Source organism: Janthinobacterium sp. NFX145 (assembly GCF_049810325.1).
Classification (GTDB): Bacteria; Pseudomonadota; Gammaproteobacteria; order Burkholderiales; family Burkholderiaceae_D; genus Janthinobacterium; species Janthinobacterium rivuli.
Genome location: NZ_CP187360.1, coordinates 4,167,707 through 4,192,843, shown reverse-complemented (window position 1 = coordinate 4,192,843; position 25,137 = coordinate 4,167,707). Strand labels below are relative to the sequence as shown.

At 65.6% G+C, this 25,137-nt stretch carries 19 protein-coding genes and 2 tRNA genes; 6 read left to right on the top strand and 15 right to left on the bottom strand.

Going from position 1 to position 25,137, the window contains the following annotated elements:
• Window positions 1–18: 18 nt before the first annotated feature.
• Entirely contained in the window at window positions 19–849 is an 831-nt protein-coding gene (locus ACPJXG_RS18655) for an AraC family transcriptional regulator (protein WP_425251969.1), read from the bottom strand.
• A gap of 127 nt (window positions 850–976) precedes the next feature.
• On the opposite strand from ACPJXG_RS18655, the gene ACPJXG_RS18650 reads away from it, so the two are divergent.
• From ACPJXG_RS18650 to ACPJXG_RS18635, 4 genes are all read left to right on the top strand, one after another.
• A complete protein-coding gene (locus ACPJXG_RS18650) occupies window positions 977–2,218 on the top strand; it encodes an MFS transporter (RefSeq protein ID WP_425251968.1) in 1,242 nt (413 codons plus the stop codon).
• Window positions 2,219–2,455: 237 nt separating this feature from the next.
• Complete coding sequence (gene cysS / locus ACPJXG_RS18645; RefSeq protein WP_425251967.1) at window positions 2,456–3,838, top strand: cysteine--tRNA ligase; 1,383 nt, start codon at window positions 2,456–2,458, stop codon at window positions 3,836–3,838.
• 42 nt (window positions 3,839–3,880) lie between these two features.
• On the top strand, window positions 3,881–4,450 hold the full coding sequence (locus ACPJXG_RS18640; protein WP_425251966.1) for a hypothetical protein: 570 nt from the start codon (window positions 3,881–3,883) through the stop codon (window positions 4,448–4,450).
• Window positions 4,443–4,985 (top strand): hypothetical protein, encoded by a 543-nt coding sequence (locus tag ACPJXG_RS18635; RefSeq protein ID WP_425251965.1) that lies wholly within the window; start codon window positions 4,443–4,445, stop codon window positions 4,983–4,985. Before ACPJXG_RS18640 ends, ACPJXG_RS18635 begins: the two co-directional genes overlap by 8 nt.
• Here ACPJXG_RS18635 and dbpA read toward each other — a convergent pair.
• The 6 genes from dbpA to ACPJXG_RS18605 form a co-directional block, all read right to left on the bottom strand.
• Window positions 4,972–6,396 carry an ATP-dependent RNA helicase DbpA gene (gene dbpA / locus ACPJXG_RS18630; protein WP_425251964.1) on the bottom strand — a complete coding sequence of 475 codons (1,425 nt, stop codon included), beginning with the start codon at window positions 6,394–6,396 and terminating at the stop codon, window positions 4,972–4,974. The genes ACPJXG_RS18635 and dbpA overlap by 14 nt on opposite strands.
• Before the next feature lie 109 nt (window positions 6,397–6,505).
• Window positions 6,506–6,742, bottom strand: a complete 237-nt coding sequence (locus tag ACPJXG_RS18625) for a hypothetical protein (RefSeq protein ID WP_402720806.1) — start codon at window positions 6,740–6,742, stop codon at window positions 6,506–6,508.
• Window positions 6,743–6,959: 217 nt separating this feature from the next.
• Complete coding sequence (locus ACPJXG_RS18620) at window positions 6,960–8,624, bottom strand: acid phosphatase (protein ID WP_425251963.1); 1,665 nt, start codon at window positions 8,622–8,624, stop codon at window positions 6,960–6,962.
• Between the two features lie 116 nt (window positions 8,625–8,740).
• On the bottom strand, window positions 8,741–11,236 hold the full coding sequence (locus tag ACPJXG_RS18615) for a TonB-dependent siderophore receptor (protein ID WP_425251962.1): 2,496 nt from the start codon (window positions 11,234–11,236) through the stop codon (window positions 8,741–8,743).
• Between the two features lie 101 nt (window positions 11,237–11,337).
• On the bottom strand, window positions 11,338–12,348 hold the full coding sequence (locus ACPJXG_RS18610) for a FecR domain-containing protein (RefSeq protein ID WP_425251961.1): 1,011 nt from the start codon (window positions 12,346–12,348) through the stop codon (window positions 11,338–11,340).
• Window position 12,349: 1 nt separating this feature from the next.
• Complete coding sequence (locus ACPJXG_RS18605; protein ID WP_099402728.1) at window positions 12,350–12,868, bottom strand: sigma-70 family RNA polymerase sigma factor; 519 nt, start codon at window positions 12,866–12,868, stop codon at window positions 12,350–12,352.
• Between the two features lie 275 nt (window positions 12,869–13,143).
• On the opposite strand from ACPJXG_RS18605, the gene ACPJXG_RS18600 reads away from it, so the two are divergent.
• Entirely contained in the window at window positions 13,144–13,752 is a 609-nt protein-coding gene (locus ACPJXG_RS18600; RefSeq protein WP_425251960.1) for a hypothetical protein, read from the top strand.
• A 77-nt stretch (window positions 13,753–13,829) separates the two neighbouring features.
• Here ACPJXG_RS18600 and ACPJXG_RS18595 read toward each other — a convergent pair.
• From ACPJXG_RS18595 to ACPJXG_RS18575, 5 genes are all read right to left on the bottom strand, one after another.
• Window positions 13,830–13,906 (bottom strand) — tRNA-Met (locus ACPJXG_RS18595).
• Between the two features lie 144 nt (window positions 13,907–14,050).
• Window positions 14,051–14,127 (bottom strand) — tRNA-Met (locus ACPJXG_RS18590).
• Window positions 14,128–14,173: 46 nt separating this feature from the next.
• The gene (locus ACPJXG_RS18585; RefSeq protein ID WP_425251959.1) at window positions 14,174–15,352 is read right to left on the bottom strand and encodes a methyltransferase; all 1,179 of its coding nucleotides are present in this window, start codon (window positions 15,350–15,352) and stop codon (window positions 14,174–14,176) included.
• A gap of 58 nt (window positions 15,353–15,410) precedes the next feature.
• On the bottom strand, window positions 15,411–16,253 hold the full coding sequence (locus tag ACPJXG_RS18580) for a hypothetical protein (protein WP_425251958.1): 843 nt from the start codon (window positions 16,251–16,253) through the stop codon (window positions 15,411–15,413).
• 61 nt (window positions 16,254–16,314) lie between these two features.
• Entirely contained in the window at window positions 16,315–16,524 is a 210-nt protein-coding gene (locus tag ACPJXG_RS18575) for a hypothetical protein (RefSeq protein ID WP_425251957.1), read from the bottom strand.
• 178 nt (window positions 16,525–16,702) lie between these two features.
• Between ACPJXG_RS18575 and ACPJXG_RS18570 the strand changes: the two genes are divergently transcribed.
• Window positions 16,703–16,870, top strand: a complete 168-nt coding sequence (locus tag ACPJXG_RS18570; protein ID WP_166449232.1) for a hypothetical protein — start codon at window positions 16,703–16,705, stop codon at window positions 16,868–16,870.
• A 4-nt stretch (window positions 16,871–16,874) separates the two neighbouring features.
• On the opposite strand, the gene ACPJXG_RS18565 is transcribed toward ACPJXG_RS18570, so the two are convergent.
• From ACPJXG_RS18565 to ACPJXG_RS18555, 3 genes are all read right to left on the bottom strand, one after another.
• A complete protein-coding gene (locus ACPJXG_RS18565; RefSeq protein ID WP_425251956.1) occupies window positions 16,875–20,633 on the bottom strand; it encodes an AAA family ATPase in 3,759 nt (1,252 codons plus the stop codon).
• A gap of 16 nt (window positions 20,634–20,649) precedes the next feature.
• Window positions 20,650–21,876, bottom strand: a complete 1,227-nt coding sequence (locus ACPJXG_RS18560; RefSeq protein WP_425251955.1) for an exonuclease SbcCD subunit D C-terminal domain-containing protein — start codon at window positions 21,874–21,876, stop codon at window positions 20,650–20,652.
• 67 nt (window positions 21,877–21,943) lie between these two features.
• Complete coding sequence (locus ACPJXG_RS18555; protein ID WP_425251954.1) at window positions 21,944–24,964, bottom strand: PAS domain-containing protein; 3,021 nt, start codon at window positions 24,962–24,964, stop codon at window positions 21,944–21,946.
• Window positions 24,965–25,137 lie beyond the last annotated feature (173 nt).

Here is a 25,137-nt window from a genome sequence, read left to right as displayed (position 1 = left end):
ACGGGCTGCTTTTTTCGTTTAGTCGGCGGCGCGCCACTCGCTCAGGTAGTGTTGCGGCGTGCGGCCCAGGATGCGGCGGAACATGGCGCTGAAGGCGCTGGGGCTGGCGTAGCCCAGCGCATAGGCGATGGCCGCCACGCCTTCGCCCCGGTCCAGGCGGCAGAAGGCCTCGGCCAGGTGGACTTGCTGCAGCCATTGGCGATAATGCAAGCCCGTTTCCTTGGGGAATAAACGGATCAAAGTGCGCGCGCTGGCGCCCGCGTCCTGCGCCCACTCCTCGATGCTGCGCCGGCTGCCGGGCGCGTCCATGATGGCCGAGCAGACGGCCACCAGGCGACGGTCGCGCGGCCAGGGGATGGCGAGGGGTACGGTATCGGCCGCCGCCAGTTCCGACAGGATCAGGTGCGCCAGCCAGTCGCCGCGCCCCGCCAGCGCATATTCGACCGGTTCGGCCAGCAGGGCCAGGATCAGCTCGCGCAACAGCCGGCTCACTTCCAGCACCTTGCAATCGTCGCCATATTGGGCCGCCACTTGCGCATCGATGTACACGGTGCGCATGCTCAGTTCGCTCAAGATGTGGACTTCATGCACGACGCCCACGGGGATCAGCAGGGCGCGCCGCGGCGGCAAGATCCACACGCCGTGTTCGGTGGACACGCGCATCACGCCTTCCGTCGCATACAGCAGTTGCGCCCGCACGTGGCTGTGCGGCGCCGTGTAGTCGCCCGACACGTATTGCCTGGACATGGCCGTCACGGGACGCGGCACGTGCTGGTAATCGTGCGAGCTGGTGCTGCGGCTGAACGGCACGCCGTCGGGATGGGTCTGGACGAGTGGTTGGGTGTACATGCTGGTCGTTGGCTTGTCACCTAGTTGTCACTTGGGCGACGATTATTGGAAGTTATCAGTTCAGTGACCATACTATACTGGCTTCTTTGCCGGGCCGCCCGCCGTGCCCGATTATTGCGGATGACACATGCACACAACCACAACTGCCCCAGCATTGGCCAAGTCCGTGCCGGCGGCTCCTTCGCTTCATAGTTCCCAACAACAATCCGGTCTGGCCATGCACATCCTGGGCGCCGTCGCCTTCGTGCATTTGCTCAATGACTTGATCCAGGCATTATTGCCGTCGATTTATCCGATGCTGAAAGCCGAGTTTTCACTCAGTTTTACCCAGGTCGGCCTCATTACCCTGACGTTCCAGTGCACGGCATCGCTGTTGCAGCCCTGGATCGGCTTGTACACGGACCGCCGTCCGCTGCCATTCCTGTTGCCCGTCGGCATGTGCTTTACCTTGGCCGGCGTGTTGATGCTGTCCGTCGTGTCGACCTTTCCGACCTTGCTGCTCGCCGCTGGCCTGATTGGCGTCGGTTCGTCGACCTTCCACCCGGAAGCGTCGCGCGTGGCGCGCATGGCCTCGGGCGGACGCTACGGCTTTGCCCAGTCGCTGTTCCAGGTGGGTGGCAATGTCGGTTCCGCCCTGGGACCGCTGCTGGCGGCCGCTGTCATCGTCAACCGTGGCCATGGCAATGTCGCTTGGTTCAGCTTGCTGGCCGTGCTGGCCATCGGCGTGCTGTACAAGGTCAGCCACTGGTACAGCGGCCACCTGGCCAGCTTCAAGCCGAAGACGGGCGGCCATGGCCCTAACTTGTCGCGCAACAAGGTGATTGGCGCGCTGGGCGTGCTGGCCCTGCTGGTGTTTTCGAAGTACATCTACATGGCCAGCCTGTCGAGTTATTACACGTTTTACCTGATCGACAAGTTTCACCTGTCGCTCAGCGATGCCCAGCTGTATTTGTTCCTGTTCCTCGCCGCCGTGGCGGCCGGCACCTTCATGGGCGGCCCCATCGGCGACCGCATCGGCCGCAAGCGCGTGATCTGGATTTCCATCCTGGGCGCCGCGCCCTTTACCCTGCTGCTGCCGTATGTCGACCTGTTCTGGACGGCCGTGCTGACGGTGATCATCGGCTTCGTGATTTCGTCCGCCTTTTCCGCCATCGTCGTCTTCGCGCAGGAACTGGTGCCGGGCAAGGTGGGCATGATCGCGGGGATTTTCTTTGGCCTGATGTTCGGCGTGTCCGGCATCGCGGCCGCCGCCATGGGCCACCTGGCCGACGTGTCGGGCATCGCCTATGTGTATAAAATCTGTTCCTACCTGCCGCTGCTGGGCATGTTGACGGTGCTGCTGCCGCATATCGAGCAGGCGAAAAAGTAGGCCCGCGTCGCGGGAGGGCTTGACGGCCCGCCCGCGCGCATGCGATATTCTCACCATGATCTCTTCCATCCTCCATCCAGTCCCTGCATACCGCGCCGCCGCTGCGCTGTGTCCGTGTACCTGGCTTCGCGAGGATGCGGCCCGGCGCCGTTAAATTTTTACTCCTCATTCCGATGGCCACAGCGTTGAAAAACCTGTGGCCATTTTCTTTTTCCGCAACGCGCATGAAAGTCCCGCATGACACTACATTTGTACGACACGTATAGCCGCAGCCTGCGGCCCTTCGAGACCATCGCCCCTGGCCAGGCGGGCCTGTATGCCTGCGGTCCCACCGTCTACGATTACGCGCACATCGGCAACCTGCGCACCTATCTGTTCGTCGACGGCTTGCGCCGCGCGCTCGAATTCAACGGCCTGCAGGTGCGCCACGTGATGAACATCACGGACGTGGGCCATCTGACGTCGGATGCCGACAGCGGCGACGACAAGATCGAGGCGCGCAGCGCCCGCAGCGGCAAGTCGGCCTGGGATATCGCCGCTGAATTCACGCGCGCGTTTGAGGATGACCTGCACGCGCTGAATATCCTGCCGCCTACCGTCTGGTGCCGCGCCACCGACCACATCGCCGAGCAGATTGCCTTCATCCTCGACTTGGAAGCGAAGGGCTACACTTACCGCACGGACGACGGCATCTATTTCGACACGACGCGCCAGGACAGCTATGGAAAACTGGCACGCCTGAACCGCGACGGCCTGCAGGCGGGGAAAAGGGTGGACCTGGGAGAAAAACGCGACATCTGCGACTTCGCGCTGTGGAAGTTCAGCGGCGTGCCGGGGCAGCGGCAAATGGAGTGGGACAGTCCGTGGGGCCTGGGTTTTCCGGGCTGGCATATCGAATGCTCGGCCATGGCGGAAAAGCACCTGGGCGCGTATTTCGACATCCATTGCGGCGGCGAAGACCACGTGGCCGTCCACCACAGCAACGAGATCGCGCAAACGGAAGCGCGCCACGGTACGCGCCTAGCCAACTTCTGGCTGCACGGCGCCTTCCTGAAAACACAGGATGCGAAAATGTCGAAATCTTCGGGCGAATTTTTGCGTTTGCAAAGCCTGGTGGAGCAGGGCGTCGATCCGCTGGCCTACCGCTACCTGTGCCTGGGCGCCCATTACCGCAGCAGCCTCAATTTCACGGACGAAGCCCTGCGCGCCGCCAGCAGCGGCCTGGCGCGCTTGCGTGTCAGCGTGCATGGGCTGGGCCAGGCGGACAGTGAGGCCGCCCCTGATCCTGCATGGCTGGCGCGCTTCGCGGCGCAGGTCAACGATGACCTGAACTTTCCACGCGCCCTGGCCGTGGCCTGGGAGTTGTTGAGAAGCGAGCTGCCGGATGCCGTCAAACAGGCCACCATGGCCCGCTTCGATGCGGCCCTGGGGCTCGATCTGCTGGCCTGGCAGCCGGCGCAGGTGGAAGTGCCGCAGCCCGTGCAGGAATGGATGGCGGAACGGGCCATCGCCCGCGCGCAGCGCCAGTGGGCCGAGGCGGACCGTTTGCGTGCACTGGCGCGCGCGGCCGGCTATGACATCGACGATACGCCGCAGGGGCAACAGGCGCGGCCTTTGTGAGGATGTCCGGCATAATGGGCGCCCGATGACACTGGAGGTGCCGTGAAAGGCCGTTTGCTGCTACTGAGTTGTTGCCTGGTCTTCTCTGCCGCGCAGGCGGCCAGCGAATGTCCGGGCTTTCCCGCGCTGGCCACGTCGGGCGAGGCGCTGCTGGCGCAAGTGCGCGCGCTGCCGCCCGTCGGCATCGACCGCGAACGGCAGGCGTGCGCGCCGGCGACCGTCATCGATTTCGCCTACAGCGGCGGGGTGCTCTGTCGTTTTGGCAGTGAAGTGGATGCGGCGACATCCGCCGTCACGCGCCTGGCCGACGGCGGCGAACTGGTCGAATACCTGTACCTGTTCCCGTATGCGCCGGCCACGCATGCGCGTTTGCTGGCGCTGCTGGCCGCGCGTTTTACGCCAGTCGACAGGGCGGCCTGGCCGATCTTCCTGCAGGCGGCCAAGCCCGGCAAGGAAACCACGGCGCTGTTCACGCATGGCGGCTTTTATATCTCGCTGGGCAAGCCCACCGAAGGCGATCCTGCTGAATGGTATTCGAATGTGATCTTTGAAAAGGTCGACAAGCCTGCGCTGGGCGTGCGCAAGGTGTGCAGGGAAGATCGCGATGGCTGAAGCGGATGCCTTTCCGGCCGCATTGGCCGGCGCGGTGGCGCAGCTGCTGCCCGCGCTGGGGAGCAGCCACGCGCACCCGCCATTTGCCGTGCGCCAGGATGGACAGGCCTTGCGGATCCCGACGCGCACGTATTACGACAGCGAGCGCTTGCTGGCCTGCACGCGGCTGCCCGGCGACGCGGGCGTGCTCGCCCTGTGCCTGGGCACGCGCCACCATGACGGCCATGTGCGCGAAGCGTGTGCAAGGCAGTTGCTGCTGCAGGAGCGGGCGTGGACGGTGCCCTTCGTCGTGCACCTGTGCGGCGAATACGTGCTGGAGATTGTCGAGGCAATTGGCGCGGCGCTGCCGGCCTGGAATGCCGATGCGCTGACGCGCTACCTGCGGGACAATCCCACCTATGTGGCCACCCTGGAGCGGCGCGCCATCAGCTACTGGAATTGCTACTACCGCCGGCAGTATCCCGTGTGGGAAGACTATCCGGGACGCAGGGCCATGGCGGCCCTGCGTGCCTTGCAGGCGCTTACGCCTCGATAAAGCGCATCTTGAAGCTGCGGCCCTTGATGTTGCCGAAGTCGCGCCCCAGGGTATTGCCCGCGTTCAGGCGCTTGAAGGCCGCTTCGGCCACCTTGCGGTCCAGCGCCACGTAGGTCATGAACTCGAACACGTTGATCTTGCCCACTTGTTCCTTGGTCAGACCGGCATCGCCCGTCAGCGCGCCCAGCAAGTCGCCCGGGCGCAGCTTGTCCTTCTTGCCGCCCATGATGCACAGGGTGACCATCGGCGCCGGCAGCGCCTCCATGCCGTCATCTTCCGCCAGTTCCTTCAGGTCGTGCCATTCGGCGGCGCTGTTCTGGTATTGCTCGATCAGCTTGACCCATTTTTTCTCGTTCGGCGCGCACAGCGACAGGGCCAGGCCCTTCTTGCTGCCGCGGCCCGTGCGGCCGATGCGGTGGATGTGCACTTCCGTGTCCTTCGATACGTCGACGTTGATCACGGCGCCCAGGTCGGAAATATCGAGGCCGCGCGCGGCCACGTCGGTGGCCACCAGCACGGAGCAGCTGCGGTTGGCGAACAGCACGAGGATTTCATCGCGCTCGCGCTGTTCCAGCTCGCCGTACAGGGCCAGCGCGGAAAAGCCTTGCTGGCGCAGCTCGTCGGCCAGTTCGCGGCAATGCACCTTGGTGTTGCAGAAGGCCAGCGTGGATTCCGGCTTGAAGTGTTTGAGCAGTTTGCCGACGGCGCTATTGCGCTCGTCGAAGCCGATTTCATAGAAGCGCTGCTCGATCTTGTCGTTGTCGTGCTGCGCCTCGACCGTCACTTCCAGCGGATTGACGAGGAACGACGCCGTGGCGCGGCGGATGTCTTCCGGATACGTGGCCGAGAACAGCAAGGTCTGGCGGCGCGCCGGGCAGGCGCTGACGATGCCGGCGATTTCCTCGTAAAAGCCCATGTCCGTCATGCGGTCCGCTTCATCGAGCACCAGCGTCTGCACGTGATTCAGGTTGATGGTGCCGCGGCCCAGGTGGTCGCGCAAACGGCCCGGCGTGCCGACGACGATGTGCGCGCCGTGTTCCAGCGAAGCGATTTGCGGGCGCATCGGCGCGCCGCCCGTCAGGGTCAGGATCTTGATGTTGCCGGCCGCGCGGGCCAGGCGGCGCAGCTCATTGGCCACCTGGTCGGCCAGTTCGCGCGTGGGGCACAGCACCAGTCCCTGCACGGCAAACCAGGCCGGATTGAGCTTGTGCAGGATGCCGATGCCGAAGGCGGCCGTCTTGCCGCTGCCCGTTTTCGCCTGGGCGATCAGGTCACGGCCATCGAGCACCGCCGGCAGGCTTTGCGCCTGGATGGTGGTCATCTCGTGGTAGCCGAGCGAGTCCAGATTGGCCAAAAAGGCGGGCGTCAGCGCCAGGCTGGAAAAAGAAGTGGTGGCGGAGGTGGTGTTCATAAGGGCGGAGCCGGTAAAAAGCGGGTGGATGGGCACAGTCTACAGGCGTTCTACGCCCTTGTGCGGATGGTGATGAAGCCGGCGGCAAACGGCCGCCCGCGTTGGGAAATCAGGTATCGGGGGCCCAGATGGGCAAACCGGTGAGATCGAGTCCGGCGTCGCGCGTCCAGACGGGCAAGCCCGTGGCGTCGGTCGGCTCCAGCAATTCGAGCTGCACCTGCTTCAAAGCCACCTTGCGCGCGCGCGCGCGGCGCTGCGGCTCCGGCGCCGGCTCTTGGGCCTCGTGCGCTGGCGGCGGGCCGAAGCCGGGCAAGTCGATGGTGGCGTTGTCTTTTTTATCTCTCATTTGCTAACCTCAGTCCCTGGCCTGCGAAAGCCAGGGGGCGGGCAAGGTGCTGCCCGCCTATGTCCATACGCTTTAACTTCATCCACAAAACAAAAGCCCGGCTACTGGAGTCGGGCTCATTGTTGGGACAAGCTGCAGGAAAACTTGTCCTGCGGATTTAAGTGCGGCACGCAGTGTATCACAGGCGTGCCGCATTGTGGGAAGGGCCGCTATGCAATCAGCGGAAGCTCAGGGCGCCCGTCAGGTCGCCCGGCGGCAGCGCACCGCGCGACGCGAATGCGTCATTGCGCACTTTCAGGCCTTCGAGTAGCGGCAGGTCGTGCAGACGCGTGATCAGGCGCAGGATCGACGTCGTGTCATAAAAACTGTGGTCGACGGCGCCTTTCTTCGCGTACGGCGAGACGACGATGGCGGGAATGCGCGTGCCCGGACCCCAGCGGTCGCCTTTTGGCGGCGCCACGTGATCCCACCAGCCGCCGTTTTCATCGAACGTGATCACCACGATCATGTCCTTCCACTGCGGCGATTCCTTCAGATGCTGGATGACGTTGGCCACGTGCTGGTCGCCCGATTCGATATCCGAGTACCCGGCGTGCAGGTTCAGATTACCCTGCGGCTTGTAGAAGGTCACGGCCGGCAGCTTGCCCGCCACGGCGGCGGCGAGGAATTTGTTCGAGATGGGGCTGTCGCCCGTGCCGCCGTCGCGCAGGTGCTCGGCGCGCGCCGCCGTGCCGGGCGCGAACTGCTTGAAGTAGTTCAGCGGCTGGTGGTGGAACTGGAAGTTCGGCTTGCTGCCGCCGCCCTTGTGGTCGAGCGCCGCTTGCCAGCCGCCGCCATACCACGCCCAGCTGACGCCCTTGCGCGACAGCAGGTCGCCGATGGTGTCGTAGGTTTGCGGCGGCAGGGTATTCGCGTCAGCCGGATCGGCATGCAGCGGGTCGCCGTCAAACGCGGGCCGGATGTAGCTTGGCTGGTAGGGCGGCGCCATGGTGTTGACGGCATAGCCGTCCGGCGTCAGGGCGCCGTCGTTCATGTATTTCGGTTTGCCGTCCAGTGCCGAGGCGGGGCACTCGGGCGAGATCGCCAGGCGCACGCCTTGCGGGCCGTCGGACAGCACGGCGATCTTTTTCTTCGCCGCCGTCTCGGAAGCGTTGAAGTATTCGTTGGCGCGCCCCGTCACCAGGAACTGGTGGTTCATGTAGGAGCCGCCGAAGGCCGCCATGAAGAAGTTGTCGCACAGGGTGTACTGCTCGGCGATCTGCCACAGGTTCAGGTTTTTCGACGTTTCGCCGTAGTGGCCCATCACCAGGCCGCCGCTGTCGGCCCACGCGGCAAAGCCGTCGTTCTTGCCGCCGTTGATCTGCATCTGGTTGTTATAGAAGCGGTGCACGAGGTCGCGCGTGATGATGCTCTCGGGCAGGGGCTTGCCGGCTGCGTCGCTCAATTTGTAGGGCGCGTTCGGCAGGCCGGAAATCTGCTCTTCCTTGATCAGGTAATCGGTGCCGCCGATATTTTGCTGGTTCGGCACGAGGCCGCCCCAGATCTTCGGCAGGGTGGCCAGCGGCTTGCCGTCGCGGTCCAGCTGCTGCGCCTGTTCTGCCGTGACGGCGGACAGGGGCGCACTGGTGCCGGGGAAGTTGGCGAACAGGTTGTTGAAGCTGCGGTTTTCCAGGTAGATCACGACCACGTTCTTGACGTGCGCCTTGAGTTTCGCGTCGAGCGAACCCTTGGCGATGGTCTTTTTTGCTGGCGCGGCGTCGGCCAGCGCTGGCAGGCTGGCGGCCAGGCCGACTGCGGAAGCGGCCTGGAAAATGCGCCGGCGCGAGGGATTGGCGGGTTGGTCGGCCGGATCGGCTGGCAGGGCGGGGGCGAGGTCCTTCACACATTCTCCTTGGGTGTCTCTATGGGCACGGGCGTTGACGGCAATGGCCGGCAACGCCCGTGAAGCGGGAAAATTGTATCACCGGCCCTGCGCCAATGTGAAATATTCAGCCCGGCCTAGAATTGATAGCGCACGCTTAATGCCACCTTGCGCGCCGGGCCATACATGCCCGAGTACCACCAGTCCGAGATCGAGGCCGTGTACTGCTTGTCGAACAGGTTGGCCACGTTGACGGTGGCCGACAGCTTGTCGTTGACGTCATAGCGCGCCATCAGGCTGGCCACCGAGTATGCCTTCTGTTCCCAGTGCAGGGTACTCTTGATCTGCCATGCGTCGATGTCGGAATACACGCGGCTCTGCCAGTTCATGCCGCCGCCCACCGTCAGGCGATGCAGCTCGCCGGGCAGGCGGTAAGTCGTCCACAGTTTCACCAGGTGGCGCGGGAAGGTGCCCAGGATGGCCTTGCCTTCATTGTTTTCGGTCTGGCTGTACGACCACGAGGCCGAGATGTTCCAGTCCGGCGTCAGGGCACCCGTCGCTTCCAGGTCCACGCCCTGGGTCTTGGCGCCCTTGATGGCGCGGCTGGCGAAATTTTGGGTGCCTGGCACGTAGTAACCTGGATCCGACTCGGCCAGGTTGTTCTGGCGGATATGGTACAGCGCGGCGGCCGTGTTCAGGCGGCCATCGAACCAGCCGCTCTTGACGCCCGCTTCCAGGGTCTTGCCTTCGCGCGGCGCCAGCAGCTTGCCGTAGCGGTCTTGCGATGCTTGCGGCTGATGGATGGTGGAGTAGCTGGCGTAGGCGCTGTGCGTGCCGTCGATGTCGAACACCAGGCCGCCATACGGCGTGACGACGCGGCTGTCCGAGGCTGGCGCCGCGTTGTAATAGGACTCGGCAGGCGTGTTCGAGATGTAATTTTCGTCGTAGCGCAGCACTTTTGCCCCGGCGATCAATTTCAGGCGCTCGGAGAGATGGAGGCGCGTGGCGGCATACACGCTGGCCTGGCGGCGCGTGCTGTCGTTGGTGCCATAGGTGCCGCCAAACACGGGCGTCGCCGTGCGATTCCAGCGGTACAGGTTGGCGGGCGTGCGCTCGATGCTTTTGTCGAAACGGGCATCCGTCGTGCTTTGAAATTCGCTGTAGTCCATGCCCAGCACCAGTTCGTGCTGGCGGCCGAATGCGCGGAACGGTCCGCGCACATTGACATCCACGCTGTTGATCTGGAGCTGGTAGTCGCGGTAGTCGGCGTTCAAGCGCAGACCATCGCCCGTGGCCTGATCGGGCAAGCCGCCACTGACGTTCAGGTAGACGGCGCGCTCTTCCTGCGACGACTGCACGCGGTTGGCCGATATTTTCAGCTTCCAGTCGTTTGCCAGCGCGTGTTCCACAGTGGCGAAGAGGTCGGTCGAATTGGTGTCGAAGCGGTTCGATTTGGCCGCCGGGCTGAAGGAGCGCGGCAGGTCCGTCATGGCGCCGTTGCTGTAGAACAGGGGAAAGCCCAGGTAGGACAACGATCCATTCGTGCGCTTGCGCTGGTGCGTGACGCCGGCCGTCAGCTTCGTGTCGGCGGACAGATCCGCCTCGACCACGCCGTAGACCACTTTCTTGTCGCGGTTGTAGCCGTCGACGATGCTGTCGCCTTCCTCGTACACCGTCACCAGGCGGCCGCGCACGGTGCCTGCCTCGTTCAGCGGACCCGCGATGTCGGCCATGGCGCGCCGCTCATCGTGGGAAGCCAGCTCGCCTTCGACGGACGCCTGGAACTGCGCCGTCGGCTTTTTGCGCACCATGTTGATGGCGCCCGAGGCATCGCCCGCGCCCGTCATCAGACCCGAGGCGCCGCGCAGCACTTCGATGCGGTCGTACAGCGCCATGTCGGCCAGGCTTTGCGACGGTATCGCATTGAGGCCCATGGTTTCCGAGTGCGTGCTGACGCCATCGAGCTGGTAATTGGTGATCGAATAGCCGCGCGAAGTAAAGCCCGTGCGTTCGCTGCCCAGCGAATACAGCGTGATGCCCGGCGTTTGCGCCATCACTTGCGCGATCGTGCTCAAGCCCTGGTCCTGCATGCGCTGCTGCGTGATGACGCTGACCGATTGCGGCGTTTCCTTCACGGACAGGCCCAGCGGCGTGGCCGTGGCGATCGGCAGGGGGGAGACATACGCGCCCGAGCCTTCCGTCGCATCCTGCTGCGCCTTGACCGATACTTCCGGCATCATCGACAGCGCTTCGCCACCCGCCGCCGCATCGGCCGGACGCAGGACAAAGCTGCCGTTGGCGCTGCGCTCGGCCTTCAGGCCCGTGCCGCGCAGCACGCCGTTCAGAGCGGCCAGCACGTCGTGGCGGCCGCTCAAGCCGGCCGACGTCTTGCCGCGCGTCTGCTCCGGCGTGAAGCTGAGGATGACACGTGACTGGCTGGCGACCTGGCGCAGCGCCGTGGCCAGGTCGCCGGCCGGCACCTGAAAGTCGAGGCTGGCCGCAGCGGCGGCCGCGCTTTCCTGCGCCAGGGCTGGCGCCTGGACGTTCAGCAGCAGGGCCGAACCGATGAAGACGAGTTGAATGGCATGCGCCATGCGCTTGATGCGCGGCTTGGAATGAATGGCAAGAGACATGGTTACCTTGTGGTGTAGTCGTCAAAAAGAACGTTGCCTACACAGGTCACGCGAGAATCGAAAGCGGGTACTTTTTTTTGCGCCAGCGTCAAAATATATTTTCAGCGCGGCTGGCGCGCGTCGACCTGCACCCAGTAGCGGGTGCGCAGGCGCACGTCCACCGGCAGGGAATCGGGCAGCGACAGCAGCACGGCGTCCAGGTCGGCCAGGGGGAAGACGCCGGAGATGCGCAGGCCGGCGACGGCGTCGTCGCAGCCCAGCAAGCCGTGGCGGTAGCGGCTCAGTTCATGCAGGAAGTCGCGCAGCGGCGTGGCGTCGGCCAGCAGCAGGCCCTGGCGCCAGGCCCAGATGTCGGGCGAGACGGCGTGCACGGGCAGGGCATCGTGTGCCGTCATGCCGCCGCCCTGGCCCGCGCGGATCACCGGACTGGCGTCGCCATGGCGCGGCATCAGCTGGACGGCGCCTTCTTCGACGGCGACCAGCGTGCTGCCATTGGCCTGGCGCACCGAGTAGCGCGTGCCCAGCGCCTGCGCCTGGCCTTGCGCCGTTTCGACGAGGAAGGGGCGGTAAGGGCGGCCCGTTTCGCGGGCCGTGGCGATGAAGACTTCGCCCTGCACCAGTTGCAGCAGGCGCTGCGTGCCCGTGTAGCGGATGTTGACGGCGCTGCCGCTGTTCAGGTGCAGACGGCTGCCGTCGGGCAGGGTCAGTTCGCGGCGTTCGCCTACGCCCGTGGACAGGTCGGCCAGCGCGGCGCGGGCAAGGCCGGGTGCATAGTCCGAGCGCGCGCCGAACCAGCCCGTGAGGCCGATGGTGGCTGTCCACGCCAGCAATTGCAGGCTGCGGCGGCGTGAGATGGTCGAGGCAGGACGGGAGCGCTGTGTCAACGCCTTGCGGCTGGCCTGCGCATCGAGTTCGCGCAAGCCGCCGCTGGCGCTTTCGATGTGTTGCCACGCCCGCTCATGGTCGGGGTGCGCCTGGCGCCACTCGTGCCAGGCCGCTTTTTCCGCCGGCGTCGTTGCTCCGCTCATCAGGGTGGCCAGCCATTCGGCCGCCTGCATGGCGATGGCCAGGTCGATGGGCTGGCCCTGTGCGTAGACGGTGGCGCCGCGCATGTCAGGATGCGGCAAAATCGGGTACGGCAAAAAAGCACAGCAGGTTGGCCTTGCTCAGGTATTTTTTGACGGAATGCGTGGTGGTGCCCAGTTCGGCGGCAATCTCGGCGTAGGTCATGCCATCGAGGTGGGCCAGCAGGAAAGCGGCCCTGGCCTTGGCGGACAGCTGCTCCAGCGCGCGGTCGACCAGTTGCAGCGATTCGAGCAGCAGGGACATCGCTTCCGGCGACGGCGTGCACGCTTGCGGCTGGTGCAGCAGGGCGTCGAGGTAGGCGCGTTCGAGCGCTTCGCGCCGGCAGTGGTTGGCCAGCAGGCGCTTGGCGATGGTGGCCAGGAAGGGGCGCGGCTGCGCGATCCCGGCGCTGCTGCGCGCGACGAAAATCTTGATGAAGGTATCTTGCGCCAGGTCGCCGGCCAGCCCCGCATCGTGCAGGCGGCGCTTCAGCCAGTGCAGCAGCCAGGAATGGTGCTCGGCATACAGGGCCTGGAAATCGGACGACGGGGAAGGGGCGGACAACATGGCGAGTGGAATACAGCTTAATCTAAATGAGAATTGTTCTCATGATAGCGCAGCGGCGCGCGCCAGGCAATCAGGAAAACGCGGCGTTGCTGAAATGCGACTGCGCGCCCGGCACGTGTGCGGCGCCGGATTTACGCCTGCGCACGGCAGATGTAAAAGTTTCCTTGGCGCAAGCTTTCATGTGAGAAAATGCGGCTTGTCGATGTGGTGCGGAGCGAAAAATGATGTGGATGGTTGGCGGTGCCCTGGTTCTCCTGGTCGCCAGATTCTTATGGTTGGCCTTTTTTCACCGGGTCAACGCGATGTCGCGCCAGGCGGAACTGATGAACTGGCTCGACATCGGCCGGGTGTCGAATCCCGATGGCGGCAAGGATATCCTGTTGGCGCGAAACGAGCGCGGCGCCCGGATCGACTGGCGCACGGGCGAAGTCTGGCTGATGAATCCCAAGGTGGCCGAGCCGTTTGCCGATTTTCTCGCCGTCGAGCGCTGGCTGACTATGCGCGACATGCCGGCGGCGGACAAGCCTGCCGCAGCCGCGCCTGCGCCAGAGGAACCCGAGGCGGCGCCTGAACCCGGCCCCGTGCGCGACACCTTGCCCGCCTTCCAGCAAAAGGTCGACGCTTGCCTTGCTAAGGCCGAGGGCGGCCAGGAGTTGCTGGAAACCAAACAGGCGTTCGAGGCGGGCAGCGAGCCCTATCTTGAAGCGTCGACGGAATTGAGCAAGACGGCGCTGGAGCTGGAAGTGTCGCCGGCGATGGTGGCCACGTTCCATATCAGCGCCTTTGCCGCGCTGGCTGAAACGGCGGGCGCCGACAAGCTGGAACGGGTGGCGGCCAGCCTGCATGCGGCGGCCAGGCAGATCAGGGCCAGCGTTACCGCATAAAAGTACTGACAGTATTGGCCCGGCCTGAAATGAAAAAACCGCTGAATCCCTTGCAGGAGTCAGCGGTTTTTATGTATTGGTTGCGGGGACAGGATTTGAACCTGTGACCTTCGGGTTATGAGCCCGACGAGCTGCCAGACTGCTCCACCCCGCAGGCGAATTATATACCAGTTTGTTGCATTGCGAAAGAGCGCAATGCAAGCGGGGGCATTTGGTGTGCAGGAGGGGCATGGGCATGCTGCGCCGCAATGGAAAAAGCCGCCGATCCCCTTGCAGGAATCAGCGGCTTTCATGTATCTGGTTGCGGGGACAGGATTTGAACCTGTGACCTTCGGGTTATGAGCCCGACGAGCTGCCAGACTGCTCCACCCCGCAGGCGAATTATAGCGGGGTTTGCTGCAATGCGCAATGGCTGGCTGGATTACGCCGCCGCCAGGCGCCACAGCGAGGTGATTTCCTGCGAGCGGGCCGCATGCAGGCTGTCCGTCGCGTCCTGCGCGCGCGGGTGCGTGGGTTTCACGTCCAGGCGGTCGATGACTTTCAAGCCCGCTTGCGTGATCCATTCCAGTAATTGCGCGCGCGGGCGCAGGCCCAGGTGCTCGGCCAGGTCCGACAAAATCAGCCAGCCTTCGCCGCCCGGCTCCAGGTGGTCGACCAGACCGGCGAGGAAGCCGCGCAGCATGCGGCTGTCCGGATCGTAGACGGCGTATTCGATCGGCGAGCTTGGGCGGGCCGGCAGCCATGGCGGATTGCACACGACGAGCGGGGCGCGGCCGGCAGGGAACAGGTCGGCCTGCACCACCTCGACCTTGTCGATCACATCGAGGCGGGCCAGGTTTTCGCGCGCGCAGGACAGGGCGCGCGGGTCCTGGTCGGTGGCGACGATGCGCTGGACGCCGCGCTGCGCCAGCACGGCGGCCAGCACGCCCGTGCCGGTGCCGATGTCGAAGGCCAGCTTGGCGCGCGCGGGCAGCGGCGCTTCCATCACCAGACCCACGTATTCGCCGCGGATCGGCGCGAACACGCCGTAATGCGGGTGGATGCGCTGGCCCAGGGCCGGCAGTTCCACGCCAGTGCGGCGCCATTCGTGCGCGCCGATCAGGCCCAGCAGTTCGCGCAGCGAGGCGACGAATGGCTCTTCGCCGCGGCCATACGCTTCATTGCACGCCAGTTTCACGTCCGGCGCGCGGCGCAGCGGAATCGTGTAGTCGGCATCAAAAGGCAGCAGCAGCATGGCCAAGGTGCGGGCGCGCTGCGACTGGGCCTGGCGGTGCAAGTGAAACGCTTCCGTGGCGGACGGTTCCGGCTTGGCCAGTTTGGCGGCCTTGGCCTTTTTGCTCGGCTTGTCGTTCTTGTGGTCGGCGCGCCGCGCCAGCGCCTGCAGCAGCTGGCGCGCGTTCTGGAAGTCGCCGCGCCACAGCATGGCCGTGCCTTCGCAGGCCAGGCGGTAAGCCTGGTCGGCCGTCGTGCGGTCATCGGCGATGACGACGCGCTTGGGCGGCGGCATGCCGCTTTCCGAGCGCCAGCGGGCCGAATGCTCGGCGCCGTTTTCGCTCCAGTGGATCTGCGGATGAACGGTAGGGGAAGAAGTGTCGGACATGGGATTCAATCGATAGAAGGTGGGCGCGCGGCATGGTCGCCGCGCAGGCCGTCTTCCATTATACGTTGCTGGCCGTGCTGTTTGCCGTGTCCGTGCCATAGGCCAGCGCCAGCGCACGGGCGCGCGCCTGCTCTTCCTTGGCGGCGTCGACCGCTGTATCCGGCTGCACCAGCTTGAGCAAACGCAAGCTCAGGCTGCCCGCCAGGTCGCCATCCTTGCCGCTGGCGCTGGCGCCATCGGCGTTGCTGTTAAAAATGTTGCTTTGCAATTGCTGGCCCAGCAGCTTGAACAGGTCGTGCAGATTGCCGCCGAAATGCGTGGCCGGCAACTCTTTCGCGGGCAGGTTTGTGTCATCGGCGGAGCCTGCTTCCTCGGCGGCATTCTGCGTTTGCTCAAGGACGCCCGCGCTGATGTTCGATTGATATTGCACTTCCACTTCGAAGTCGAAGGTCTGGCCATCGGCCGTCGTGATCTTGCCCTTGCCGATGAAATGGGCGTTTTCATCGAGGCTGAAGGCGGCCGCGCGGCTGCTGCCGCCCGCGCCCGAAACGCTGGCGCTGCCGCTGCTGAAGCTGGATCCGGCTTGCAGGTCGACCGAATCGAAGGCGACAGTGGCGCCGTCGCCAAACAGCTGGCGTGTCATGTTGTTCAGAAAATCCTGCGCCACGTCGACGGTGGCGTTGCCCAGCGCATCGGTGCGTTGCGACAGTCCCCTGGCCGACAGTCCCCTGGCCGACAGGTCCAGGCCATTTTTCGACAGCGCCACCACGTCTTGCGCCGTGCGCTGCATCAGGGGCGAAGCGGCCAGGCCCGTGGCGCCGCTGCCCGTGCGGGACGGCTGCTGGCCAGCCAGCGTATTCGAGGCGGGTTGACGGCTGGCGAGGGCGGGTAGCTGGGACATGGCGGTTTCTCAATGAGCGAAGTACCGTTATTAACGGCGTTCTACGCCCATTCTTTAACCATTAGTGGTGGTGCGACCAGCTACCGTCTGCCGACTCCAGGTAAGACTTGACGGCATCGGCCTGGCCCGTGGCGTGACGCTTGAGTTCGCCGCATGTGCAAATGCCCTGATACGGCTGGATATGCGAGCAGGCGGAGACTTTTTGCAGGTAGACCTGCATGGATTTGTGACATTTTACGCACTTGAAGGTGAGGCTGCGGGCGGCTTTCATGGGGTTCCTTGAACTGTTGCGGGGCGTAGAGTTCATCTGCGCGAAGGCGGCGATTTTAACGCACTCCGGTCATCGTTACACGTTGTTGCATCTGCGCCACGCGTACGTCAACTGAATCCGCGTCATGACGTTGAGCGTATATAGGAGGTCGTCTGACCGCCATTGAAGAGGTAGCACCATGGACAAGCATGACAAGGAAAAGCCTGCACAGCCCGCCAAGGAGCTGGTCAGGAAGTGGCTGAAAGCGGAGCTGGAACAGCGCCGGCCGCCGCCCGACCCCGAGCAGATCCGCCGCGAACTTGGCTGGGATATGCTCAGGCTGTGCCGGGAGCCGGCCAGCCGTTAGCGGCCTAGCGCACCGTCACCACGCTCTTGCCGCCGGATCCCGGCTGCACGAGGATGCGGGTGGCGATGCGCTCCGTCATTTCCTGTACGTGCGAGATGACGCCCACCTTGCGGCCCATCGCTTGCAGGCCGTCGAGCGCATCCATGGCCACGCGCAGGGTTTCCGTGTCCAGGCTGCCGAAGCCTTCGTCGATGAACAGCGATTCCACGCGCACCCGGTTCGATGACAGCGAGGCCAGGCCCAGCGCCAGGGCCAGCGAAACGAGGAACGATTCGCCGCCCGACAGCGAGTGCACGGAGCGCAGCTCGCCGCCCATGTCCTGGTCGCGCACCATCAGGCCCAGCGATGGATTGTTCGGGTTGTCGATGCGTTCCAGCTGGTAGCGGCGCGCCAGGTGGTTCAGGTGCGCGTTGGCATAGCCGAGCAGTACTTCCAGGGTGAATTGCTGCGCATAGTTACGGAATTTCTTGCCGTCGGCCGAGCCGATCAATTCATTCAGGCTGGCCCAGCGCCGCTCGATGACGGCTTGCGCCTCGATCTGCGCCAGCATCGCTTGCGCGCTGTGGCGCCGTGCGTCGTCCTGCGCGATGGCCAGGCGCAAGCGCGTCGCTTCCTGGTTGACCGCCTGGCGTTCCTGCAGCAGCGCGTCGAGCGCGGCCTGCAGCACGGCCACGTCCATTTCCAGCGCCTGCGGCGGCTGTTGCACGTGCATCGCCAGCTGCTGCCGCCGTTCGGCCAGCACGGAGAGGGCCGCCGTGTGGCGGTCGGCGATCACTTGCAGGGCGTCGCGTTCGGCGCGCATCGCTTCCGGCGCGATGGCCAGGCGCGCACGCAACTCGTCGAGCGTGGCGGGCGCGTGGCCGGCGTGAAGCTGCCGGAACTGCTGCAGCCAGTCGTGCAGGGCGACGGTGGCGCCGTGTTCCTGTTCACGCAAGGCGGCCAGGCGCTGCGACAGCTGCGCGCACGCTTCGTCGAGGCGCGTGCGTTGCTGGCTGGCCGACTGTGCCGCCGTTTGCTGCTGCGCCAGCCGCTCCTTGGCCTGCGCGACGGCCGTTGCCAGGCTGCGTTCCACCTCGGCCACGCTCTGGCCCTGCCATAGCGCGTGGCGCTGCGCCTGCAGTGCCGTGAGCTGTTTGTCGGCGGCGGCAAAGGCGGCGTGGGCCTCCTGCGCCGTTTGCTGCGCCTTGCCAGCGGCCAGCAGCTCCGCTTCCAGCTGTGCTGCCAGGGTCGCCAGCGCGTGGCTGCGCTGGTCCTGGTCCGCCTGCTGTTTCAGCCATTGCCGGCTTTCCGATTCACGCGCCGCGCGGAAGGTGGCGGGGCCGGCGCGCCAGTTGTCTTTCCAGCCCTCGGCGCCTTCCACGTCGGCAAACGCGGCATCGAGCTGCGCCAGCAAGCCGTCAAGCGTGCTGCGCGACGTTTCCGCCTTGTCCAGACTGGCCGCCTGCTGCGCCTGCAACTGTGCCAGCCGTGTCTGCGTTTCGGCGACGGCGGCCGCCAGACGCGCGTGTTCCGCGCTGGCCAGTTCGTGCGCCGCCTGCGCTTGCTCACGCCGTGCGCTGGCCTGGCGCAGCGCCGTTTCCTGCTGCGCCAGCGCTTGCAGGGCTGCCGCATTGGTTGCCAGTTGCTGTGCGAACCAGTCCGCGCGCTGGTTTTCCGGCGGCAGATGCAGGGTATCGGCATGCGGCTGCCATTGTGCATGCAAGCTGTCGATGACGGGCGGCAGTGCTGCCAGTTCGGCATCCGTTTGCGCTTGTTCGCGCGCCGTCGTGGCCAGTGCCGCCCTGTGCGTGGCCAGTTGCTCCAGATTGCCGCGCGCTTGCGCGCGGCAGGCCAGTACTTCATTCTGCAAGCTGGCTAGCATCGCCTGCAAGGCGTCATCCGCGTGGCTGTACGGGTGTTCCAGTGCGCCGCAGACGGGGCAGGGATGCTCGTCCTGCAAATTGGCCCGCAGCTGTTCGACGCTGGCCGCGCATGCCGCTTCCGCGCCTTTCAAGGATTTTTCCGCCTGTGCCAGGCGCGCTTCCAGCAGCGCCGTTTGTGCCACTTGCGTCGCCAGAGCCGTGCTTTCCGTTTGCGCGGCCTGCGCCAGTTGCGCGGCTCTCGCTTGCCCGTGCGCCAGCGCCTGCCGCTGGCGCGCTAGCTCCGTCCACGTTTTTTCCGCCATATTCAACTGGCGCGCATGGTCTTCCAGCTGGCCGCGCTGTTCCTGCAGCAGTTGTCCGTCGAAGGCTTGCACGGCGGACAGCGCCTCGCGCCGCTGCGCATCGTGCGCGGCGAGTGTGGCGGCGGCGGCCGTCAATGCGGCTTGCGCCGCGTGGCCCGCGCTGCCTGCCGCGCGCTCCAGCTGCGCCGCTTCGGCCACTTTGGCCTCGGCCGCATCGGTTTGCGCGGCGGCCTGGCCGGCCTGGGCGAATAGCTGGTCCGACAATTGCCACGACGTGGCCAGCGCTTGCCAGTGCTGGTGCGATGCCAGCCACAGGCGGCCCGTTTCCTGCTCCGCCTGCATGGCGTGCTGGCCCTGCCGCAGATCGTGCAAGGTAGCGCGCGCCGTCTCGTTGGCATGGTCTGCCGCCACTGCCCCTTCCCTGGCCTGGCGGTGCGCCGGCAAGTGGGCCGCAATGCCCGCGTCAAGCGCTTTTGCCTGGTCGAGCAGGGGCGCCGCATCGTGCTGCGCCGCTTCTCGGGCCTGCAAGGCCGCTGCCGCCAGCTGCACGGCCTGCGCCAGCTGCGTCTCGCTGGCAACGGCTTGCGCGGCCTGCAGGCGCGACGCTTCCAGCGCGGCGCCGGTGCTGGCGATCTCGCCGGCCAGGCGCGCGACATCGTCGATCAGGGGCCGCGCCGGCTGCAGCAATTCCCACTGCGCCAGCGCCGCGCGGCGCTCTTCGGCTGCGGCCCGTTCGGCATCCGCGCCATCGAGCACTTCCTGCGCCACTGTTATCTGGCTTTGCAGCTTGTGCGTCTCCTGGTGCCAGCGCTGCTGCAGTTCCAGTACGGCCTTGCGCAAGTCGATGGTGTGCAGGGTGGTCTCGGCTGCACCGCTTGACGCTTCGGTATCGGCCCGTTCTTCCGGCGACAATGGCCGCTGGTCGGCCAGCTTTTCGCCCAGGCGTTCGAGGACCTGTTTTTCCTTTTTCGCCCGCTCGAAGGCGCGCATGGAAATGTCGGTATAGATGCTGCTGCCCGTCAGGGTTTCCAGCAATTCGCCCCGCTCATTGTCTTCCGTCTTGAGGAAGGTGGAAAACTCGTTTTGCGCCAGCAGCACGGCGCGCGTAAACTGGTCGAACGACAGGCCGATGCGCTTTTCGATCTCTTCCTTGACTTCCGTCTTGGTGCCGCCGATGGGCTGCAGCGCGGGCAGCTGGTGCAAGCTCATGGCGGTGGCCTGCAGCGCGCCTTCCGCCTTGGTGCGCGAGCGGCGCACGCTCCAGCGCGCGCGGTAGCTTGCGCCGTCGTTGCCGACGAAGTCGACCTGCGCGTAGCCGTCCGGCGTGCCGCGGCGCAGCAGGGTGCGCGTATCCTGGGCGTTGACGGTTTCCTTGCCCACGTCGGGCAGGGCGCTGCCCCGTCCCAGCACTTTCAGCAAACGCGGCGTGGCGTCGTACAGGGCCAGGCACAGGGCGTCGAGCAGGGTGCTCTTGCCCGCGCCCGTGGGACCGCTGATGGCGAACAGGCCGGATGACGCCAGCGGTTCCTGCTGGAAGTCGACTTCAAATTCGCCGGCCAGCGAGGCCAGGTTCTTGCCGCTGATTTTCAGGATTTTCATGGTTCTTCAGTTGCGCTCACGCGCCGGGCAGCAGCAGTTCGGCCAGGGCGGACAGTTGTTCGGGCGGCGCTTCCTTGCCGTATTTTTGCAGGTACAGGCGGCGGAAGATGTCGTCGGGCTGCAGCTGGCCCAATTGGTCTAGCGTCATGTTCTCGGGTGCGCTGCTGCGCGCGGCGCTCGAGGTTTCGATCTTCGCCAGGCGCACGTGCTTGCCGTCGAGCGCCGTTTCGATGCGCGTGCGCAGGCCCGGTTCCGGCGCATCGAGGCGCACGCGCACTTCCAGGAAGGGCTGCGCTTCCGGTGGCGCGGCGGGTACGTCGAGGGCGGCCAGCTGCGCCAGCACTTCGTTGATGGGCGCCGGCGTGGCAGGCACGCGCAGCAGGGGCACGGCGCGCGGCACTTCGATGACGCGTACCTCGCGTAATTGCTCGCCATCGATGTCGAGGCACAGCACCTGGTGGCGGTAGTTCACTTCCGCGAAGGACAGGGGAATCGGGCTGCCGCAGTAGCGGATGCGCTCCTGGCCGCCCACGGCTTGCGCCTTGTGCAAATGGCCCAGCGCCGCATACGCGATGGCGGTATCAAAAATCCCCGACGGCAGCATTTCCGTGCCGCCGATGACGATGCGGCGCTCCGAATCGTTCGACATTTCGCCGCCCACCATGTGGCAGTGGCCCATGGCGATGATGGCTTGGCCGGGCTGGCGGCGCGCCAGCGCCAGGTCCGTCAATTGCCGGTACAGCAGGGCGATGCCGCCCAGGTAGGCGTCCTGCGTATCGCCGGCCGGCAGTTTCGGCACGTCGCCGGGGCGCAAAAAGGGCACGGCCAGGCACCAGGCCTGCACTTGCCCGTCGCTGCCGGCGAGCGGCAGCAGCAGGCGTTCCAGGTCGATATTGCCTGCCTCGTCGCGCAGCAGATGGCCAATCACGTGAGTGCCATGCGCAGCCAGCAGGGGGCCGGGCGCTTCCAGCCGCCCCGCCGAATCGTGGTTGCCGGCGACGACGACCAGCTGCAGCGCGGGCAGGCGCGCGCGCGCCTGCTGCAGGAAGACATATAACTGCTTTTGCGAGGCGGCCGACGGGTTGGCGTTGTCGAACACATCGCCCGCCACCAGCAGCACGTCGGCCTGTTCGGCGACGAGCGTGTCGAGCAGCCAGTCGAGGAAGCGCTGGTGTTCGTAGCCCCTTTCATAATTGTGCAGGGTCTGGCCCAGATGCCAGTCGGAAGTGTGCAGCAGGCGCATGGTGTGGCAAGGGTAGGGGAGACAGGCGCCAATATAGCAGGAATGACGGCATGCGCCAGTGGCTATATCAAGCCGTCAACGCGCCGGCGCGATAGGTATTCCTGCCATCCTGCTTGGCCTTGTACAGCAGTACGTCGGCCCGCTGCAGCAGTACGGCGGGCGAAATGTCTTCGTCGCGGTAGAAGGCCAGGCCGATGCTGGCGGAAATGCGCACGGTGATGCCATCGAGTTCGAACGGCTGCTGCATGGCGGCGACGATTTTTTCCGCCAGCACGGCCGCGTCGTCGGGCCGGGTGATCTGTTCCATGATGATGGTGAATTCGTCGCCGCCCAGGCGGGCGATGATGTCGGTGGCGCGCATGGTGTGCGTCAGGCGCTGGGCGAAGGCGCGCAGCAGGGCGTCGCCGGTGCCGTGGCCGTGCGTGTCGTTGACGGGCTTGAAGCGGTCGATATCCATGTACATGACGGCCATCAGGTGCTGCTGCTGGCGGCTCGCGTGCATGGCGTCGCTGAGTTTTTGCTGGAAGCCGGCGCGGTTCGACAAGCCCGTCAGCGCATCGACCTGGGCCAGTTTCAGCAGGCGCTGTTTTTCGCGCTTTTGCACGGTGATATCCTGGCGCATCACGTGAAAGCCCACCACCTGCAGCTTGTCTTCGCCGATCTGCGGGATGTAGATCACTTCCATGCAGCGCTCGATGCCTTCCTTCTCGTCTTCTTCCTCGAAGCTCAACGTTTCGCCGGCCAGCACTCTTTCGATATACGGCGCCACCGTGCCGTAGCGCGCTTCGCCCACCGTGTCGCGCACGCTCTTGCCCAGCACCAGCCGTCCCGTCAGGCCGAATTCGCGTTCGTAGGCGATGTTCAGGAAGCGGTAGACCTGGTCTGCGTCGATGTACGCGATCATGGCCGGCAAGGTGTCGGCGATGGTACGCAGGCGCGCTTCGCTTTCCAGCAGCGCCACTTCCGATTCGCGCAAGGTGGTGATGTCGTCCAGGGTCCCCACGTAGCCTTCGATCTGGCCGTCGATGAGGATGGGCGCGATTTTGACGGATACCCACACCAGCCTGCCGTCGCGCTGCAGGCAGCGCAGGGTGGACTGGAACGGCGCATGGCTGCGCGTGAGCTGTTCCAGCGCCACGTGCATCAACGGATAGTCGTCCGGGTGCAGGGCGCTGGTCCAGCCGGCGCCCAGGGCGGCCGCGCGCGGCAAGCCCGTGATCGATTCGAAGGTGCGGTTGACGTAGGTGCAGCGGCGCTGGCGGTCCAGGCGCACCAGCCCGAGCGGCGAGGCGTCGTTGACGGCGGCCAGCTCGGCCTGTTTCTGCCGCAGTTCCAGCTCCTGCTGGCGGCGCTGCGAGATGTCTTCGGCGATGCCGAGGATATGTTCGATCTGCTGGCGCTCGTCGAACACGGGCACGGAGACGGCGTGCAGGTAGCGCAGGCTGCCATCGGGCAGGCGCAGCGGCTTTTCCGTATGGTCGATGACGCCGCGCTCGGCCAGGATGGCGCGGTCGTCCTCGGCATCGTGCAGGCCGAAGTCGGGCGGGAAGGCCTGGCAATCGGTCTTGCCGATGACGTCGGCGGCCAGGTGGCCGGTGATGTCCTCGGCCGCCTTGTTCCACACTTCCATCTGGCCGAAGTTTTCCGGGCGCGCGCTTTTCACGTAGACCAGCACGGGCAAATGGTCGATCAGCGATTGCAGGAAGCTGCGGTTGTCCTGCAGCGCCAGTTCGTCGTGTTTGCGCGCGCTGATGTCGCGCGAGGTGACGGCCACGCCGTCGGTGATCGGCACCACTTGGTGGCGCAGCCAGCGCGTGCCGCCCGAGGCCAGCGGCAGCTCGAATTCATCTTCCAGCGGCTGGCCCGTTTCCATCACCAGCACGAAGCGCTTGAAGAAACGCTCGCCGCGCAGCAGCGGCATCTGCTGCAGCACGCGCTGGCCCAGCAGTTCGGAGCGCGGCTTGCCCAGCATGTCGGCGGCCCGCTCGTTGACGTCGGCGAAAATGAAATCTTCCGCCGGCTTGCCCGGCGCGGGGCGCCAGGCTTTCAGCAGCAGCACGGAGTCGAGGCTGCCGTGATGCGCCGCGCGCAGCAGCGCCTGCGTTTCCGTGGCCTGGCGGATGCTGCGGCGCAGGCGCGCGCTCTGGCGCATCAGCAGGGCCGTAAAGCCTGCAATGAGCACGCTGGCGGCGAGCAGCGCGCCGACATACACGAGGCGGCGGTGTTCGAAGCGCGCCAGGGCGACGGCGCGGCTCACGCCCACCACGGCCAGCAGCGGGTAGCGCGGCAGCTCGTGGTAGCTGTAGATGCGCGGCGTCGCGTCGACGGGCGGTTCGATCAGCAGTTCCTCGGCGGCGTGCTGCGGCGGTCCCGGCATGCGGAAGTCGATGCGGTCGCTGTGTATCAATTGCTCGCCGATGCGCCCCACCGTCAGGCCGCTGTCGCGCGCTACCAGCATCAGCGCGCCATGCTCGTCGAGGTTCAGGCGGTCGTAGTCGTCGACGAAATACGTGGGGTCGACGAGGATGACGATGGCGCCGGCGAAGCGGCCCCGCGCATCGTTCAGGCGGCGCGCCAGGCGGATGGTCCAGCGCTTGCCGTCCGCGTCGAGCATGGGGGTGTCGACCAGGGCCGTGTCGGAGGCATTGGCGGCCAGCGCCCTGAAAAAAGGCTGCGTGGCCAGGTTTTCCGGCAGATAGGCGTGGGCGCTGTCGAGCACATTGCCGTGCGCGTCGATGAGGGCGATCGGCAGTTCCAGCTTCGATGGCAGCACGCTGTCGAGCAGGCCCTGGCGGCGCGTGAATTCATTCAGGCGCAGGCCGCCGCCCGTTTCCTCGTATTTGAGCTTGAACAGCTGTGTGGCGTGGTCCGTCTGGCGCAGGGTGAAACTGGTATGGTCGGCCAGGGTGCGCGCCAGCGACTGGCTGACGGCGACGGCGTCGCGCACGGCGCTGGCCCGCTCCTGGCCCACCTGATAGTAGACGGCCGCCCACAGCGCCAGCAGCAGGATGAGCGCGAACAGGGGCACCAGACTGATGCGGTACAGGCGGCGGGCAAGGCGTTGCAGGGGTCTCGTTATCGCTATCACGGGCGCTTGCAGGCTAGATTCATGGAAAAAGGGAGGGGCGGCGTGGCGCGCATGATAGCCGAAATCGGCTGCCTTGCGCATAAGCCCGTCGCCGCCACGCCCATCGTCTGTTCGCGGTCTGTCGCTGGGCTTATTTTGCGTTAAATCAAGTAATTGTGGTGCCGCGCACGCTA

Bases quoted from the DNA above. Each gene is read 5' to 3' on its own strand.
- ACPJXG_RS18655 (WP_425251969.1), bottom strand. From the start codon at position 849: ATGTACACCCAACCACTCGTCCAGACCCATCCCGACGGCGTGCCGTTC.
- ACPJXG_RS18650 (WP_425251968.1), top strand. From the start codon at position 977: ATGCACACAACCACAACTGCCCCAGCATTGGCCAAGTCCGTGCCGGCG.
- cysS (WP_425251967.1), top strand. From the start codon at position 2,456: ATGACACTACATTTGTACGACACGTATAGCCGCAGCCTGCGGCCCTTC.
- ACPJXG_RS18635 (WP_425251965.1), top strand. From the start codon at position 4,443: ATGGCTGAAGCGGATGCCTTTCCGGCCGCATTGGCCGGCGCGGTGGCG.
- dbpA (WP_425251964.1), bottom strand. From the start codon at position 6,396: ATGAACACCACCTCCGCCACCACTTCTTTTTCCAGCCTGGCGCTGACG.
- ACPJXG_RS18625 (WP_402720806.1), bottom strand. From the start codon at position 6,742: ATGAGAGATAAAAAAGACAACGCCACCATCGACTTGCCCGGCTTCGGC.
- ACPJXG_RS18615 (WP_425251962.1), bottom strand. From the start codon at position 11,236: ATGTCTCTTGCCATTCATTCCAAGCCGCGCATCAAGCGCATGGCGCAT.
- ACPJXG_RS18610 (WP_425251961.1), bottom strand. From the start codon at position 12,348: ATGCGCGGCGCCACCGTCTACGCACAGGGCCAGCCCATCGACCTGGCC.
- ACPJXG_RS18605 (WP_099402728.1), bottom strand. From the start codon at position 12,868: ATGTTGTCCGCCCCTTCCCCGTCGTCCGATTTCCAGGCCCTGTATGCC.
- ACPJXG_RS18585 (WP_425251959.1), bottom strand. From the start codon at position 15,352: ATGTCCGACACTTCTTCCCCTACCGTTCATCCGCAGATCCACTGGAGC.
- ACPJXG_RS18580 (WP_425251958.1), bottom strand. From the start codon at position 16,253: ATGTCCCAGCTACCCGCCCTCGCCAGCCGTCAACCCGCCTCGAATACG.
- ACPJXG_RS18575 (WP_425251957.1), bottom strand. From the start codon at position 16,524: ATGAAAGCCGCCCGCAGCCTCACCTTCAAGTGCGTAAAATGTCACAAA.
- ACPJXG_RS18570 (WP_166449232.1), top strand. From the start codon at position 16,703: ATGGACAAGCATGACAAGGAAAAGCCTGCACAGCCCGCCAAGGAGCTG.
- ACPJXG_RS18565 (WP_425251956.1), bottom strand. From the start codon at position 20,633: ATGAAAATCCTGAAAATCAGCGGCAAGAACCTGGCCTCGCTGGCCGGC.
- ACPJXG_RS18560 (WP_425251955.1), bottom strand. From the start codon at position 21,876: ATGCGCCTGCTGCACACTTCCGACTGGCATCTGGGCCAGACCCTGCAC.